Annotated in this window: 19 protein-coding genes; 3 read left to right on the plus strand and 16 right to left on the minus strand. The window is 33.3% G+C overall.

Annotated features, from left to right (window positions below; all coding sequences use genetic code 11):
• Nucleotides 1–5 precede the first annotated feature (5 nt).
• Genes PUD86_04930 through PUD86_04945 form a run of 4 tightly spaced genes read right to left on the minus strand, consistent with a single transcriptional unit; the run spans nucleotide 6 to nucleotide 3,280 of the window.
• The gene (locus PUD86_04930) at nucleotides 6–740 is read right to left on the minus strand and encodes a 4Fe-4S binding protein (GenBank protein MDD6776615.1); all 735 of its coding nucleotides are present in this window, start codon (nucleotides 738–740) and stop codon (nucleotides 6–8) included.
• Nucleotides 737–1,906 (minus strand): pyridoxal phosphate-dependent aminotransferase, encoded by a 1,170-nt coding sequence (locus PUD86_04935; protein MDD6776616.1) that lies wholly within the window; start codon nucleotides 1,904–1,906, stop codon nucleotides 737–739. The genes PUD86_04930 and PUD86_04935 overlap by 4 nt, the downstream gene beginning before the upstream one ends.
• Before the next feature lie 57 nt (nucleotides 1,907–1,963).
• Nucleotides 1,964–2,668: a DNA repair and recombination protein RadB gene (gene radB / locus PUD86_04940; GenBank protein ID MDD6776617.1), complete on the minus strand. Its 705-nt coding sequence runs from the start codon at nucleotides 2,666–2,668 to the stop codon at nucleotides 1,964–1,966.
• A 30-nt stretch (nucleotides 2,669–2,698) separates the two neighbouring features.
• Nucleotides 2,699–3,280, minus strand: coding sequence for an L-threonylcarbamoyladenylate synthase (locus PUD86_04945; protein MDD6776618.1), 582 nt, complete (start codon nucleotides 3,278–3,280; stop codon nucleotides 2,699–2,701).
• Nucleotides 3,281–3,327: 47 nt separating this feature from the next.
• Between PUD86_04945 and pgsA the strand changes: the two genes are divergently transcribed.
• Entirely contained in the window at nucleotides 3,328–3,894 is a 567-nt protein-coding gene (gene pgsA / locus PUD86_04950; GenBank protein MDD6776619.1) for an archaetidylinositol phosphate synthase, read from the plus strand.
• Nucleotides 3,891–4,133 carry a DUF357 domain-containing protein gene (locus PUD86_04955; protein ID MDD6776620.1) on the plus strand — a complete coding sequence of 81 codons (243 nt, stop codon included), beginning with the start codon at nucleotides 3,891–3,893 and terminating at the stop codon, nucleotides 4,131–4,133. The genes pgsA and PUD86_04955 overlap by 4 nt, the downstream gene beginning before the upstream one ends.
• Here the strand turns inward: PUD86_04955 and PUD86_04960 are convergent.
• Complete coding sequence (locus PUD86_04960; protein ID MDD6776621.1) at nucleotides 4,130–4,828, minus strand: ABC transporter ATP-binding protein; 699 nt, start codon at nucleotides 4,826–4,828, stop codon at nucleotides 4,130–4,132. The genes PUD86_04955 and PUD86_04960 overlap by 4 nt on opposite strands.
• A gap of 9 nt (nucleotides 4,829–4,837) precedes the next feature.
• On the minus strand, nucleotides 4,838–5,947 hold the full coding sequence (locus PUD86_04965) for an ABC transporter permease (GenBank protein MDD6776622.1): 1,110 nt from the start codon (nucleotides 5,945–5,947) through the stop codon (nucleotides 4,838–4,840).
• Nucleotides 5,948–6,021: 74 nt separating this feature from the next.
• On the opposite strand from PUD86_04965, the gene PUD86_04970 reads away from it, so the two are divergent.
• A complete protein-coding gene (locus PUD86_04970; GenBank protein MDD6776623.1) occupies nucleotides 6,022–6,261 on the plus strand; it encodes a DUF3781 domain-containing protein in 240 nt (79 codons plus the stop codon).
• 45 nt (nucleotides 6,262–6,306) lie between these two features.
• Here the strand turns inward: PUD86_04970 and fbp are convergent, their stop codons facing one another.
• The 10 genes from fbp to ftsZ all read right to left on the minus strand — a co-directional run bounded on the left by fbp (nucleotide 6,307) and on the right by ftsZ (nucleotide 16,493).
• Nucleotides 6,307–7,401 carry a fructose-1,6-bisphosphate aldolase/phosphatase gene (gene fbp, locus PUD86_04975; protein ID MDD6776624.1) on the minus strand — a complete coding sequence of 365 codons (1,095 nt, stop codon included), beginning with the start codon at nucleotides 7,399–7,401 and terminating at the stop codon, nucleotides 6,307–6,309.
• Nucleotides 7,402–7,504: 103 nt separating this feature from the next.
• On the minus strand, nucleotides 7,505–8,659 hold the full coding sequence (thiI, locus tag PUD86_04980) for a tRNA 4-thiouridine(8) synthase ThiI (GenBank protein ID MDD6776625.1): 1,155 nt from the start codon (nucleotides 8,657–8,659) through the stop codon (nucleotides 7,505–7,507).
• A 138-nt stretch (nucleotides 8,660–8,797) separates the two neighbouring features.
• Nucleotides 8,798–11,491, minus strand: coding sequence for an alanine--tRNA ligase (gene alaS, locus PUD86_04985; protein ID MDD6776626.1), 2,694 nt, complete (start codon nucleotides 11,489–11,491; stop codon nucleotides 8,798–8,800).
• A gap of 190 nt (nucleotides 11,492–11,681) precedes the next feature.
• Nucleotides 11,682–11,984 carry a 50S ribosomal protein P1 gene (gene rpl12p / locus PUD86_04990; protein ID MDD6776627.1) on the minus strand — a complete coding sequence of 101 codons (303 nt, stop codon included), beginning with the start codon at nucleotides 11,982–11,984 and terminating at the stop codon, nucleotides 11,682–11,684.
• Nucleotides 11,985–12,040: 56 nt separating this feature from the next.
• A complete protein-coding gene (locus PUD86_04995) occupies nucleotides 12,041–13,048 on the minus strand; it encodes a 50S ribosomal protein L10 (protein MDD6776628.1) in 1,008 nt (335 codons plus the stop codon).
• A complete protein-coding gene (locus PUD86_05000; GenBank protein MDD6776629.1) occupies nucleotides 13,048–13,686 on the minus strand; it encodes a 50S ribosomal protein L1 in 639 nt (212 codons plus the stop codon). Before PUD86_05000 ends, PUD86_04995 begins: the two co-directional genes overlap by 1 nt.
• Before the next feature lie 177 nt (nucleotides 13,687–13,863).
• Nucleotides 13,864–14,346 carry a 50S ribosomal protein L11 gene (locus PUD86_05005; protein ID MDD6776630.1) on the minus strand — a complete coding sequence of 161 codons (483 nt, stop codon included), beginning with the start codon at nucleotides 14,344–14,346 and terminating at the stop codon, nucleotides 13,864–13,866.
• Nucleotides 14,346–14,816 carry a transcription elongation factor Spt5 gene (locus PUD86_05010; GenBank protein MDD6776631.1) on the minus strand — a complete coding sequence of 157 codons (471 nt, stop codon included), beginning with the start codon at nucleotides 14,814–14,816 and terminating at the stop codon, nucleotides 14,346–14,348. Before PUD86_05010 ends, PUD86_05005 begins: the two co-directional genes overlap by 1 nt.
• A gap of 243 nt (nucleotides 14,817–15,059) precedes the next feature.
• Nucleotides 15,060–15,239 (minus strand): protein translocase SEC61 complex subunit gamma, encoded by a 180-nt coding sequence (locus PUD86_05015; protein ID MDD6776632.1) that lies wholly within the window; start codon nucleotides 15,237–15,239, stop codon nucleotides 15,060–15,062.
• A 117-nt stretch (nucleotides 15,240–15,356) separates the two neighbouring features.
• Nucleotides 15,357–16,493, minus strand: coding sequence for a cell division protein FtsZ (ftsZ, locus tag PUD86_05020; GenBank protein ID MDD6776633.1), 1,137 nt, complete (start codon nucleotides 16,491–16,493; stop codon nucleotides 15,357–15,359).
• Nucleotides 16,494–16,528: the final 35 nt, after the last annotated feature.

Raw genomic sequence — 16,528 nt, forward strand, 5'->3', positions numbered from 1 at the left:
TACACCTACTTTTTCATTCTTTCGTATCGTTTTTTAACTTTATCATAACCTCTTTTAAAGAAAGGACATCTTAAAATACAAACATTACAACCTTCCTTGTGGGCAGTACAAATTTTACGCAAGACTTTTTCATTTTCATCAAATGCATCTTCAGGACACATATCAATACAAACACCACAGGTTGAGCAGAAGTCTTCAACCCATAACATTTCATTTTCATTTTTAAATGGTAAGTTGTCTATTGATGTGTGAATCATAAAAAAGCCATTGTGCAAACCATCTTTAAATAAACATATGTTGCTTCTAGTAATTATACACTCACAAGATTGCATAGCAATTGCCCTTAAACTTAGACCATCATCTAAAGGATGTAACAAATCTGCTTGAAATCCGTTTTCTCTTAAAAAGTCGGCAAATTCATAAATATGAACCCCATAGTCTTGGAATTCCTCATCCATCAATTTGCATTTCTCACGGGAGGGTTGCATCTTTAATAACTCATCACCCATAAGAAATTTAAAAATAATTACATTATCAAAATCAATATTAAAATCCTTTTTAAACTCATCAGACAATTTTGAATAGCTAATTGATGAAAAATTATATTTTTTAGCAAGCTGATTTAATTCATCTAATAACTCATCTGAAATTTCACGTTTAGGATTTTCAGGATTATTTATTTTATAAAAATTAGGAAGAGGTTTGTGGTATCTAAACCCCTCAAAATCTACATTAATCATTTTCTTAAAGCTTCAACAGCCTTAGGGAACTCTTCACAGAATACTTTGATTTCTTCTGTTGGAATTGAGAAACTAATACGTAAGTATCTGTCTCCAAATTTATCAGAAGTGTATTCACCTTCTCTTGTGAAAAGTCCTTTTTGAATCAAGTAATTTGACATGTCTTTTGGATTGATTCCAGCTTCATACAAATCAATAACCATCATGTTTGCATCAGACGGATAAACTGGTAAGAATATTCCATCAACTGTATCAACCATTTCTTTAATTAATCTTTGATTTTCAAAACAGGTATTTCTCATGTCTTCATACCAAAGATCTTTTGATTTAAGACCTGCAATAGCTCCGTATTGAGAAATAATATTTACTCCCAAATCGTTTACAACAGCGTTTTTAATAGCATCAATAATTGGTTTTGAAGAAACAACTCCACCAATTCTTAAACCTGCCATTCCAAATATTTTAGAAAAGCTGTAAATTGTTAAGGTTTGACCTGGAGCATAATTTTCTAAAAGGAAATGTTCTCTTGCAAAGTCTTTGTAAGTAACATCATGTAAAAGATATAAATCATTTTCTTTTGCAATTTGTGCGAATTCTTTTAATTCATCTTCATTGTATGAGGAACCTAAAGGATTTAATGGATCAATTAAAACTACCATACGAGTATTTTCATCCATATTTTCTCTTAAAAGATCAGGAGTTAATTTATACCCATATTTTTCATCATAAATAGGAACATATCTTACTTCATGTGCAAATCTATTTGCAAAGTCCCCAATAATGAAATAACCTGGATCAGATAAGATTACATTGTCTTCAGGAGCTAATAATGCTTGCATACATAAATATAATGATTCGGTCGCACCAGAAGTTAATAATACTTCAGAGTTTTCAAAACCTAAATCTTCTAAAACTAATTTTCTAAGTTCTGAAAATCCTTCTGGGGCAGGATATCTACAGTAAGTTTTTTTACGAATAGCTTCAACCATGGCGTCAGCTATTGTATCATCATGTAAATGGTTGGTGTTTTGACCCATCCAAATCATATCTTCATCCATGTACATATCCTCAAAAAAGTCATTTGAATTATCATAACCTTTTGGAGGCACCCTTTCAGTTTTTTTAAACTTTTTTGGGGGATTTTTTATATCAAAATTAGTCCTCATAAATATCACTCAACAATTCCAAAATAGATATATATAATTAATTATTAATAAAAGTACCTAAATAATTCCCCTTGAAGTAATTGAGAAAATAGCTTGTTTTCCTTCAGGAATACTTCTATGACGTTTTAATGTGGCAATTCTCTGGTTGATATCATCACCACGTTCAAGTTGAATTATTGCTTTACTCCAGTACTGTAGAATAGTTCCGCCAACAGCTTTAATATCGTTGTTTCCCTCATCATCATATGAGCTGTAAATTTGATTTGTTAGAATAACTGCAACATCATATTGTCTTGCGATTTTAGATAAAATTCCCATCTGTTTACCTAATTCCTTATTTAGACGAGAGGATTTCATATCATCTACTCTGTATAATGCAACAGCAGAATCAACGATAATTAAATCAACATCATCGTGGTTTTTTCTAAGCCATACATCAATTGATTTGATTGTATCGTTTTGTTCTAAAAAGTTTGTTGGTTCGAAAACGATTATATTATTAGCAACTTTTGAGAAATCCTCACCAGAAATTTGTTTAATCCTATCAATAGATATACCACCTTCAGTGTCAATGTAGATTACTTTTTTATCTGATTTAGCCACATTAACTGCTAAGGATAAAGCGACATTACTTTTACCTGAGCTTGGTGCTCCAAAAATTTGAGTAATTGTTCCTTTTTCAAATCCACCACCTAACATAACATCAAGAGCGGAATTTGATAGGATTTTGTGAGTATCTTCAAAATTAGCTAATACTTTCATAATATAAATATTGTAGTGTATAAATATATATTATTTTCTTATTATTTTTGGTTTAAAACCAGATAAATCAATAATAGATGACGGATTATTAGAATTTAAATTGCCAACATCAATTACCAAATCAACTTCACAATCCAATTGTTCCAATATCTCATCAGGATTATCTAAAACCTCATCATCAGAAAGATTTGCACTAGTTGTAGTTATTGGAAAAATTCTTGCAAGATTACGTGCAATATCACAATCCGGAACTCTCACACCAACACTATTTAATCCGCTTGTGATTGTTCTTGGTACAATAGGACGTTTGTTTAAAATAAATGTGTATGGTCCAGGTAAATACTCTTTAAGTTGTTCTTTTTGACTTAATGAAACCTTAGCGACCAAATTAATAGCTTCAATATCATGTACAAGTATAGATAGCGGTTTAAGTAAACTTCTCTGTTTAATATCATAAACTTTTTTAACTGCATTTTTATTAAAAATATTGGCTCCAAGTCCATAAACAGTGTCAGTAGGATATAATACAACCCCACCATCAGCCAATACGCGAATAGCTTCAGTTATTATTTCTTCATCAATACAGTCAATACTTGTTTTTAAAATCTTCATTTAAACTACCTAACAAATATATTATATAAAATCTTTATATATAAATTATGCTTCAAAGTTTAAGACCCTTATTAACTAAAATATTGAACCCTGTTGCCAGTAGATTAAATATTAATCCAAATATTGTAACGGTGATTTCTCCGTTTGTTGCACTTGTTGCAGCGTATGGATTTGCAAATAAATTACTGATTTTAGGAACAATAGCTATTCTTCTTTCCGGATTTTTAGATGTTGTAGATGGTGCTGTTGCACGTTATCATAACAGATCATCTAAATTTGGTGCATTTCTTGACTCAACAATGGACAGATTTGCAGATGCTATTATTTACATTGGAATAATATTTGGTGGATATTGTGACTGGTTTGTTGGAGTGCTTGCAATTCATTCTGCAATATGTGTAAGCTATGTAAGAGCAAGAGCAGAATCTCAAGGTGTTGAATGTAATATTGGAATTGCAGAGCGTGCGGTTCGTATGATTATTTTAATGGCTGGAGCAATTATCGGATATTTCGCAGGAGATATCTACTTTACATACATAATTTACATATTAGTAATCTTATCTTACTTTACTGTTGGACAGAGAATATTACATGTTTGGAGGCAGTTAAAATGAGCGAACTTGAAAGTCCTGAAAAAATAGCAAAAGATATTGCAAAATTAGAAAGAAATCTTAATCAGGTAGCACATATCACTTTTGAAGGAAAAGAAAAAGAAGTGTATGACAGAGCTATTGATTACTGGAACGATTCCAAATATTATCTTGAAAAAGAAGATATGAGGACTGCATTCGGTTGTATTGAATACAGTCACGGATTATTAGATGCTTTAAGGATGATTCATGGAATCATCTAAACATCAATTTTACTATTTATCAAAGAGTCATCACCAACTGAAATTATTTCACCATCTAAAACTTCGATAACTCTATCAGCTAGTTTAGCTACATCCATATCATGAGTTACAATAATTAATGTTACATTTTTATCTTCGTGTAAATCAATTAATTGCTTAAGGATTTTACTACTTGTCTTTGAATCTAGTGCTCCTGTTGGTTCATCTGCCAATATAATTGATGGTTCGTTAGCAAGTGCACGAGCAATAGCTACTCTTTGACGTTCACCACCAGATAATTTATTTGGCAAGATTTTAGCTTTACCATTAAGACCAACATCATCCAATAATTTCAATGCACGAGCTCTCATGTCCTTTGAGGAGATTTTTTGAGTATACATTGGAATTTCAACATTTTCAACTACAGAAAGGTTTGGAATCAAGTTGTGTAATTGGAATATAAAACCAATTTGATTTGATCTAAACTCATTTAACTTTTTGGATGTTTTTAAGTCCTTACCAGCAACAGATATTGATCCAGAATCAGGAATATCTAATGCACCAAGCATATTAAGCAAAGTGGATTTACCAGAACCTGACGGTCCGATAATTGATACGAATTCCCCTTCTTTGATTGTGAGATTAATTCCATTTAATGCTTTAATTTTTCCATTTTCATAACTTTTGTATAAATCTTTTATTTCTACAGCATTCATAAAATCACCTCACTCATACCTTAATGCTTCTGTTGGAGGAAGTTTAACCGCTTTAATAGCAGGATACAACCCACCAATAATTCCAACAACTATTGCAATTGAAAATGCCTGGATGAAAATTTTAGGACTAAACAGTGGGGTAATTCCCATTTGCGGACCAAGTAAAGTACATGCTCCAAATCCAATTAATGAACCAATAATTGCAGATACAACTGTAATTACAAGTGATTCACCAACAATCATGGTTAAAATCTTTTTATTGGACCATCCAACAGCTTTTAAAACTCCAATTTCACGTGTTCTTTCAAATACAGACATTAACATTGTATTGATAATTCCTAAACCACCAACAACAATAGCTAAAAGTGAAATTGCCCAAGTAGATGCCTGAAGCATATTTAACATATCAGCCATCTGACCCATTTCCATAACTGAAGTCACAGTAGTAATGTTTTCCCCATACATTGCATCAATTCTATCTGCAACAGTTTGAGGATCTTCACCTTTGTTTACTTTAACATAAATATTTGAAATGGAATCTTCATCATCCATTAATTCTCCAACTTTGGAAATGGAAGTAAATACTCCACCAGCCATGTTTTGATCACCGGTTTGGTAAATACCAACAACTTCAAAGTCTTCACCATTGATTACAATATTATCTCCAACAGAATAATTGTTGTCATCAGCATATATTTCACCTAAAATAGCTTCAGATGTATTATCTTCAAACATTCTTCCGTCTTTGATTGAAATATCTGCCAACTCACTACCGGACGGGTCAATACCGATTAATGTATTCATATAATCATCACCAACCGAGGTCAAAACAACATAAATTGCATAAGCCTTATCTACACCAGACACATTGGCAATCTTTTCTGTCCAATTTGCATCAATCGTATTGGTTCCGTATGCAGAATCTCCAGTTTCTTTTCCAGAAATTGAAAAGTCCGCACCTCCCGCGTGAATTGTTTCTTCAAAAGTATCTATTAAACCATCAGTAATTCCACCAAGAGCAACAATAACGACAATTCCTATTGCAATCCCTACAATAGCTAAAATTGCACTATTTTTCCTCCTAAATGGATTTTTAAGAATAAATTTTAAAAATGACATATATAATAAATAGATCAAGAGTATATAAATAAGTAAGTATAGCATTTACTAAGATGCAAAAAATGAGTGATAAAATGCATAAAGAAGAATTATTAAAAAATGTTGATAAAATCCACACAACTGAAATGGGTGTTGGAAGAATACAAAAAAATCTTGAAATAAGTGAAGAACCTGTTAGCTATTGTATTTCAAAACTTAAAAAGGAATCATCAAAAGTTGATAAACAGGGAAAAAACTATTATGTTGAAGTTGATGATTGTAGAATTACAATTAATTCCAGCAGTTTTACTATTATAACTGCTCATAAAAACTAATTTTAAAAATTAAAAAAAGAAGAGATAAATTAAATCTCTTTAAATTTATTCCATATCTTCGAATCTGGATTCTAATTTTTCCATTACACCAGGTAATGAAGTGTATTCCATTTCCTCAGCAGGTAATCTGTGAGGTTCGAAAGGACCGTGTCTTCTGAGGTAGCTTGCAATGTTTGCTGCTTGTTCACGAGCAGGGTCGAATGCAGGGTCATCGAATAAGTCTACAGGACCGATTAATTGACCGTTAGCTACTTGGAAACCTAAACCAACTACTCTAGGTGGTCCGTCAAATCTGATTGGGTTTGCTTCTGCTTCAGATACAGGCATTAATGGACCGTTGTGTGATCCTCTCATCCATCCACTTACGATGTGTGGGAATGCGAATGGGTCAACACATTCTCCGTTTGCAGGGAAACCAGATTGTGCTCTTACAATACATACTGGGTCGTCTTTACCAACGTATTCTCCAGCCATTAAGTTTAATTTTTCAGTACTTACTGCAGCTGCGATTTCACCGTTTTTCTTCCATACTCTTTTAATTACGTATCTTCCAGTAGAACCGATTAATGCAAGTAAATCGTACATTTCTTCAGGACAGTTTAATACAACTTTTCTGTGTTCGATTACGTCGAATACTTCAAATTTGAATCCTTCGTGTAAACTTGGGTCAATTACAAGACCTGCAGTGTTGAATGGGTCTGCAAACATTCTAAATACTGGTAAGTTGAATGCACCAGGTTCAGTTTTGTCACAGCAGAATACGAGTACTGGATCAGATGGTCTTTCTTCGAATTCAAATTCAGCTACACCAGGACCCATACCTTTGATGTTACCTGAGAAAGTATCAGATAATAAGTCTTGACCTGCACCGTATAATTTTAATTCACGTGCTCTTTCGGTAGCTTTCATGAAAGCATCGTATGCAGCTTTGTGTACTTCTTCGTTTTCTTCCCCTTTGTCGTGGGTCATAATCAAGTCAATGTCGTCTCCACAACGGGATATATAATAATCTTTTATGATACCTGCTTCTAAAGCTTCGTTTAAAACTTCGTCACAAATATCAATTAATTCTGGGTGTGCTACACAGTGTCCAGACACACTTCCAATATCAGCTTTAATTACACTAACAGTAGTTTTCATATTATTAACCTCGATTAGTAAATTTCCATTTACTATACATTTATTAATTTTATATTGTATAGTATTTAATTATTATGATTAAAAAAAAGTATAAAAAGAAAACTTAATCAAGTCTTCTAATATTTTCAAAAGCTTTTTGAACTTCAGCGTCCTGATTCATATCTTCACATGCCTTTTTAACACGTTCTAAATCAGCACGGGTTTCAGGATATTTAGGAACTGCACTACACCCTCCATCATCGATTTTGGATATTTCAAAAGTTCCTATCTTTTTAGCTATTTTAGTGATTTCCTCTTTATCAAGACCAATTAAAGGTGATAAAATAGGCATTTCTACACCGTATCTTGTAGCTAAAATATTTGATAATGTTTGTGAAGCAACCTGACCGACACTGCTTCCATCAACAATAGCATCAGCACCAAGTTTTAGAGCTAATTTTTCTGCAATATGATACATTCCTGATTTACATAATACACAGGTCATTTTTTCAGGAGCAGTGCCCTTAGCAGTCTGTAAATATTCTCCATATGGAACAACACGTTTTTTAATAGGAACTCCTTTTGCATATTCATTTAACTGATCAACTAACTGTTCGAAAAGTTCAGCTGCTTTAGGTGTTGTAAACGGAGCATTATCACAGTTAAGTGCAATAACTTCACATCCTCTTTTCATCATCAGATAAGCAGCAACAGGAGAGTCTATTCCACTGGATAAAAGCACAACAACTTTTCCTTGTGTTCCTAATGGAAGGCCTCCAGGACCTTTGATTTTTTCATGGAAAATATAAGTATCATTTTCTCTAACTTCAACAAATATTGTTAAATCAGGATTTGTTAAATCAACAGGAGCCATTACAACTTTTCTTACAACTCCACCACAATGAGCAGCCATTTCCTGGGAAGTAAATTCATGTTTACCTACACGGCGGCATTTAATTGCAAATTTAGTATTTTCATCAATTAATCCTTTTTCAACTAAGCTTTCAACATATTTTGTTAAAGTCTCATCAATATCTTCATAGCTTGTTTTGGTTGAGGTTGCAGGAGAATAAGAAACAACTCCGAAAACCTTGTTTAATTTTTCAATTCCATCTTCAAAGTTTTCAGGGAAAATATAGATTCTTCCTTGATTTCTATCAACACTGCATTCAAAAGTAGCTTTAATATTTTTAACTAGCTTTTTTTCAAAGCGAGACCTTATTTTTGGACTTTTCAATCCAATTTCACCATATCTGGCAATAATTAAATCATAATTCATTTAAAACAACTCTTTTAATTAGTTCGCGCTGAAAAAATAGTAATCCCTTCAATACTAGTTTTTTAAAATATAACAGCAAGTATAATTTTTAATTTATACATTAATAAAAGTTTTCTAAAAAAAAGAAAGGATAAAAAATTATCCTTTAATTAAATCAATAGCGGTTTGGATAGCTTCATCCATTTTGTCTGTGTTTTTACCTGCACCTTGTGCTAAAGTAAGACGGCCACCACCGCCACCACCTAATACACCAGCTGCAGTTTTGATAACTTCATTGATTTTAATTCCATTATCAATTGCGTTTTGAGAAGCTGCACCAACTATTTTACCATCGTTGTTTCCCATAATAACTATGTCTGCTTTTCCATTGTCGGTAAAGTCAGTAGCTATTTTTTGAAGTTCCTTGAAGTCTGATTCCATTAATTCAGAAACAACTTTTAATCCGTTGATTTCTTCATAGTCATCAGCAAGTGAATTCATTTTAAGAGAAGCAATTTGTGATTTTAACCTGTCGATTTCGTTTTTCTGTGCTTTCCATTCACTAAAGAATCTGTCACATGTTTTTGGAAGCTGATCATTGTCAACTTTAAATACTGCAGAACTTTCTCTTAAAAGTTCATTGTCATGTTGCATTGAATCAATTGCAGCAAGACCTGCTGAGAAATCAATTCTTTCTACACCATCTTGAACCCTTTCGGTTTTGTTGATTTTAATTGGTCCAACAACACCAGTTCTAAGTACGTGTGTACCTGCACAAGCTTGAACATCTACACCAGGGATTTTAACAACACGAATCATTTTACCAGGAACAATACCTCCTTGGTAGAGTACGAAACCATATAATTCCTGTGCTTCATCTCTTGTATGGAATTGAATATCTAAATCAATATTTTCCATTACGTATTCGTTTGCTAATTTTTCAATTTCGTTTAATTCTTCTTGAGTAATACGTTTGTAGTGAGATAAGTCAATACGTGCCCTGGTAAGTCCGTTTTGAGATCCTGCCTGCCAGATGTGTTGACCTAATACTTTTCTTGCAGCTGCAATAACCAAGTGAGTTCCAGTGTGGTGACGTGCAAGGGTTATTCTTCTTGTCCAGTCGATTTTACCGGTTGCAGTTTTTCCAGCTACATCATCAATATCTCCTTCAATATGGTGTAATACGACATTGTTGATTTTTTCTGCGTGTTTAATTTCATATGATTTGCCATCAATTACAACTTCACCAATATCAGAAGGCTGACCTCCTCCTTCAGGATAGAATGAGGTTTTATCAAAGATTAAACATTTATCGCCGTCTTTTTCGATTAATCCTAAAACTTCGGCTTCAAATTCTTGTTGGTAGAAATCTTTATAGAATAATAAATCAGTTTCAGGGAAATCTAATTCAAATGCGGATTTTTTATTGGAAGTATCTTTTTCGTGTGCTCCTGCTACTTGAGTAAAGAAGTTATCTGGAACATTAACAGTGAAGTTATCTCCTGCCATTTCAACAACGGTTTCAGGAGGAATTCCGTGAGCATCATATAAGTCAATTAACATGTCAAGAGGCATTTCGTCTTTGCCTTCTTTTTTAAGTCTTTTAATGGATCTTTTAACAATACTTTTACCTTTTTTAACTGTAGCAGCATATCTTTCTTCTTCTAAAGTGATAATATTCATGATGTGTTCTTCACTGTCACGAATTTCAGGATAGAATTTGGATAAGAAATCAAGTTGGATTGCCATTACATCTGCAAGGGATTCTTCCATGTTTAATTCTTTCATGAAACGAATTGTTCTTCTTAATACTAATCTTGCAAGATATCCTTCTTTTACGTTGGATGGAATAATACCATCAGCAATCATGAATGCAAGACAACGTGTGTGGTCTGCAATAATGTAAATTGCTTCCATTGGTTCTGCTGCTTTTAAGTAGTCTTCTAATGTAAGACCTAAACTGTCTGCAACTTGTTGACGGAGTTCTTTTAAGTCTCCAATATCTTCAATATCCATCATTCCTGCAATTTGTGCATTTCTTCCTTGGACATCTTCATTGATTTCTACACCAGTTAATTCTCTTAATTTATCAACAACAGGTGCAAAACAAGCATCGTAAGCTGTTGGAGTTCCTTGAGAAATCCATGCAATTCTTTCAAGACCATAACCAGTATCTACAACTTTAATTGGAATTTCTTTTTTAGATCCATCTTCTAAAGTTTCGTATTGGATAAACACGAGAGTTGCAAGTTCTACTCCTCTACAACATACTTCATAACAAGGTCCTTCGTTACCTCCACCAGACCACCATGATTTGATGAAAGTAATCTCTTCAGTATTAATTCCAATTGAGTTGAAAAACTCGTGACATATTCTGATGGTTTCATCTTCCCAGTAAATGAAGTCATCTTCTTTGTTGATAACTGTATGAGTACCCATAGTAAAACAGGTCATGTGTCTTCCGGTTCTTCCAACATTGTCAACGTCGTTAAGTCTGATTGAAGGTTGAGCCATTGCAATAGGGTTTGCAGGTGGTTTAACAAGTCCAGATGTAATCCATGGTTGGAAACAGAAAATTGATGCTCCAACTAAAAATACGTCATCTCTCCATCTTTTAGCAAGAACTGGATATCTTGGGACGTGTACATGTCCTTCACTTTCTAAAAATTCTCTGAAAACTTTTTGGATTTCATATAAGTTGTATGGTTTATCAGTAGCAGGATTTGCAATAAAACCGTACTCGTCACATGGAGCGTCCCCACAAGTTTCCCTATCAACTTGAGAGTAAAACTCTTGTCCACAAGTTTTACAAGTTTGTAGTTTATAACCAAGTTTATCAAAAATTTCTACCATATGAATCAGTTCAAATTATTTATTAGTATATACTATGAATTTTGTTAAATAAATAATTAGTGAAAAAATGTCAGAAAAACTTTGATTTTTAGTAAAAATAGCAGTAAATAAATAGTTGGTTTTTAAGTAAAAATAAGAATTATTCAGTTATGTAAATAAAAAAAAAAGAAAGGTGATAGATTTAAAAAACCTATCCGAAGAGAGCACCTAATCCAGCTGCTGCTTCTTCTTCAGAAGCTTCTTCTTCCTCTTCTTCTTCCTCTTCTTCTTCAGCTGCTTCAGCTGCTACAGGAGCTGCTGCAGGAGCTGCTGCTGCCATAGCAGTAGTTTCCATAGCTTCGTCAATGTCAACATCTTCTAAAGCTGCGATTAAAGCTTTGATTCTAGCATCATCAGCTTCAATACCTGCTGCTTCAATAATACTTTTAACATTTTCTTCGTTAATCTCTTTTTCTGCACTGTGCAAAATCATTGCCGCATATATGTATTCCATGTTATCACCATTAATTTTATAAAGTGTTAGTTTTTACAATAAAAATTATAATAATTTTAACCGAAGAGAGCTCCTAACCCAGCTGCTGCTTCTTCTTCACTACTTTCTTCTTCTTCCTCTTCTTCCTCTTCTTCAACAACTTCTTCAACTACTGGAGCAGCTGCTACAGCAACGTTGGAAAGTTTGTCAGCTAATTCGTCGTCAATTGCGCCTTCAGTATCAGCTACTTCGGATGCGATTGCTAACATTTTAGCTTGAGCTAAACCAATGATCGGTTCAGCAGTTTCAGAGGTTACAATTGCTCCTTCTACACCAACATTAATAGCTCTGGTGTATGCGAGAGTAATGATAGTGGAAATAGTTTCATCAGTAGGGATTGCTGCGTTTACAGATAAGTTAAATGCATTTCTGAATGCATTTTGAACGTCAGCTAATGTTTGTTCTTCGTCGATTGCAAGTATGTCGGAAGTATAAACTGCTTCTTCTTCATATACTGCTTTTAAATCGATTCCTACTTCCATAGGATTAATATCCATTCTGGATAAGGTTGCTGCTACTTGTTTGGAAACTTCTTCGCCAGCTTTTACGACGACAGTTTCTTTTTGTACGCAGATTTTACCTTTATCAATTTTAGCAGGAATTCCAACTTGTTGTAATTCACCTAAGAAAGGACCTGGTTCAAAACCGGTGTCTCCTTCAGGTACAATAATATCATCAGAAGCGATAGATCCTGGTTTAGCAGGAGCTGAAGTTTTGCTGTCTTCTAATATTTTGTATAATCTGAAAGGATTCATTTCAGTAGCAATAATTGCAACTTGACCTTCCATATGTTCGGATAAATCAACAATGTTGTTTTTATCAGCATTACAATCTTCAAGAGCTAATTCAATAAGATTGATTTTAGACATTCTGATTACAGCTTTACCGTTGAGAGATTTTCTCATTTCTTGGAGCTGTTTTGCAGGAATGTTCATTAAGTCAACAATACCGATTACTTCGTGTTGATTAATGAGTTCTTTGAGCTCTTGGACTTCTTCCTTTTTCCATTCTGCAACATGAGCCATTAGATCACCCTCACTACTGGTCCCATAGTTGTTTTAATAAACATGGACTTGATTTGACTTCTTCCTTTTTCTAAATTGCGGTCTAAGACTGTAAGAACAGTTTCCACATTTTCAGCTATATCCTCGTCTGACATGTCTTGGCTTCCAACAACAATTTGAATACTTGCTTGTTGTTTTACACCAACTTTGACAGTACTTTGTAATCTGTCTAAAAGAGGAGCTAATTTAATACTTGCAGGTACTGGTTTTGGCATTTTACCACGAGGACCGAGTACTGGACCTAAGAACCTACCAACAAGTGGCATCATATCAGCTTGAGCTACTAAGAAATCAACAGAGTTTGCCATTTTTTTAGCGGATTTTCTGTCTTTTCCGAAAGCTTCTAAATCTCCTTTATTAATTACAGTGTCAAGACCAGCTTCTTTAGCTTGAACAATGAGTTCCCCATCAGCAATGACTCCAATTTTAACATCTTTGCCACGGCCGTTAGGAAGAGTAACTTCCTCATTAAACCTATTTTCTGGTTTTTTGACATCTAAGTCACGGATATTAATAATAATATCTACGGACTCAGTGAAGTTTCTCGGCTTAGATTGTTCTTTTGCCTCCTTCACCGCGTTAATTACATCTTGTGTCATATTAATCCCCCATGAACATAATGTTCATTGGATAAATTTGGTTTCATGAGTATCGATTACAAGAAAAAAATTCTTAAACGATTGCATGAATTAAAAACAGTATATCAATTATAATCGTAATTATAACGTCATATACACTGTATTTATTAACTTAATTTAAATTTAACAATATAATATCTATTCTACTAAGATATCATCATATTTTCCAGCATCAACATCTTTTTGTGCTTCTCTTGGGTCTTTACCATCAACAGATAATCCCATACTAACACAGGTTCCCATGACTTCTTTGATACCTGATTTGTAATCGTTAGCGAGTAATGAATCGAATTTCATTCTAGCGATTTTAAATGCAGTTTCAATTGGCAAGTCATTAACAATATCTAAACCTGGTTCATGAGAAGCTTTTTCGATGCCTAACTCTTCCATGATAAGAGCAGTTGTAGGCGGAGTACCAATTTCAATTTCGAAATCTTTAGTATCTCTGTCGATAATAACTTTAACAGGCACTTTCATACCTGCGAAATCAGCACTTTTCTTATTAATTTCTTCAACTACTTGCATCATGTTAATACCGAAAGGTCCTAAAGCTGGACCTAATGGTGGACCAGGAGTAGCAGTTCCACCCTCGATAAGAACTTCGACTGTATCTTTAGCCATCAGTCAGCCTCCTTTTGAATTATTCTAATTTGATCAGCTTTAACAGTAACTGGTATAGGTACTGCAGCTTCTATTAACTCAAGAACGACTTCTTCACGTGATTCGTCAATACGAACCACTTTTGCTCTTTCTCCTTTAAATGGACCAGAAATAAGCTCAACAATACTTCCTTTTTGAATAGAGGAAATAATAGGCTCTGGTTTTAAGAATCTTTTAACCTCTTCGAAGCTAATGGTAGCATTACCACCAACAACACCTCTTAAATGTTGTACCTTCAAATCAGGGTTTCTAAGATCTATTTTTGTTGAGGATTCAACTAAAATATATCCTTTTAAAGATTCCGGAACAAGAATTGATGAAATGCCTACGCCTTCAACGGTCCTAGCCTTACGAGCTAAGAGCCTAGCAACATTCCTTTCCTGTCCTGCGGATGTTTTAAGAGCATATATGGAACTATTAGTATCTTCCATAAAAAATTCACCTATTTTTAAAATTTTTTCTTGTTAATAAAATCATACATTAAGTTAAAAATATTATAAAAGCCATAATTTTCAAGAAGAAAAATATCTTGAAAATGGAATTCTATAATATGAATATCTATATAAATAATAGTATTTAAAAGTTTTTAAAAAAATGATATTTTTAACAAAAATCAAGCATTACAAAAATTTTATTATAATTAAAAAATATCAAAAAAATAAAAAAGTTGGGTTTTATAATCCGATTAAGGATCCTAATAAAACAATAACAAACCCGATTACACCAATAACTGCAACTCCTAATAAGGAAATTTTAGCTAATTCAGTGTATTCTCTTCCATCAGGTTTTTTAGCTACTTTCAATACTCTTTTAGCATCTTTGATAAATTTATTAAAACTTTCTTGAACATTCATTTAAATAACCAAAATTAAAAATTTTTATAAAATATAATAAAATAATAGTAATAAGTTAATTTTTAGTTTAAACATTAATAAATGTTTGCATTTTTCAAAAAAAATAAAAAATTAAAATTAGAAGACTCCATCAATGAAATCATCTAATTGGTCATCAGCAGATTTGCTTTCTGATTTTTCTTCAGCATATTCAAGCTCATACTCTTTATCAGAGCTATTGCCTGTTTTAATACCTGAAACAACCACAGTGGTTCTAACAGTATTTTGAAGACTTTCATCAATTTGAGTACCCCAAATAATGTTAGCTTCAGGATCTAATTTATCAGCAACAACTTGAACGATTTTTTCAGCTTCATGTAATGTTAAATCAGAACTACCAGATATGTTAACTAATGCACCAGTAGCATTTGAAATATCGATATCTAATAATGGGCTGCTTAATGCTTCATGTACAGATTCTAAAGCTCTGTCGCCGGTATCGGATTCACCCATACCAATCATAGCCATTCCAGAACCACCCATGATACTTCTAATATCAGCAAAGTCTAAACTTACAAGACCTTTTTTAGTAATTAATTCTGTAATTCCTTTAACAGCTCTTCCTAAAATTTCATCAGATACCATAAATGCTTTGTTTAAAGGTAAGTTAGGTGCAACTTCTAATAATTTATCATTTGGGATTACAATAACAGTGTCAGCAGAATCTTGAAGTTTTTCTAAACCTTGTTCAGCATTTTCTCTTCTCTTAATACCTTCTGCTGAAAATGGCATGGTAGCCACAGCAACAGTTAATGCACCTAATTTTTTAGAAAGTTTAGATATGATTGGTGCAGAACCAGTTCCAGTTCCTCCACCAAGACCACAGGTAACAAATACCATGTCTGCGCCTTCTAATTCATCTCTAATTTCATCTTCACTTTCTTCAGCACATTCTTCTCCAACAGCAGGTTCTCCACCAGCACCTAATCCTTTAGAAGTTTTTCTACCTAAGAGGATTTTTTTAGTAGATTGGCTGTAAAATAAATCTTGAGCATCAGTATTTACTGCAATTGTAGTTGCTCCTTCAATACCCATCTCATTTAATCTTGAAATAGTGTTGTTTCCAGCTCCACCAGCACCAACAACATAAATATTAGTTTTAGCGCCTTTAATCATCTCAATAAGCTCATCATCAATATCAGAAGAGAGCTTTTCAGGAGCTTTTTCTTCCATTCTTTGTTCAGATTCTTTGATTGCATCATCTATAATTTTCACGAATTAACCCCACAGTCTCGCTTTTAAAATAAATT

The sequence above is a fragment of the Methanobacteriaceae archaeon genome, from assembly GCA_029219465.1.
Taxonomy (GTDB): Archaea; Methanobacteriota; Methanobacteria; order Methanobacteriales; family Methanobacteriaceae; genus Methanocatella.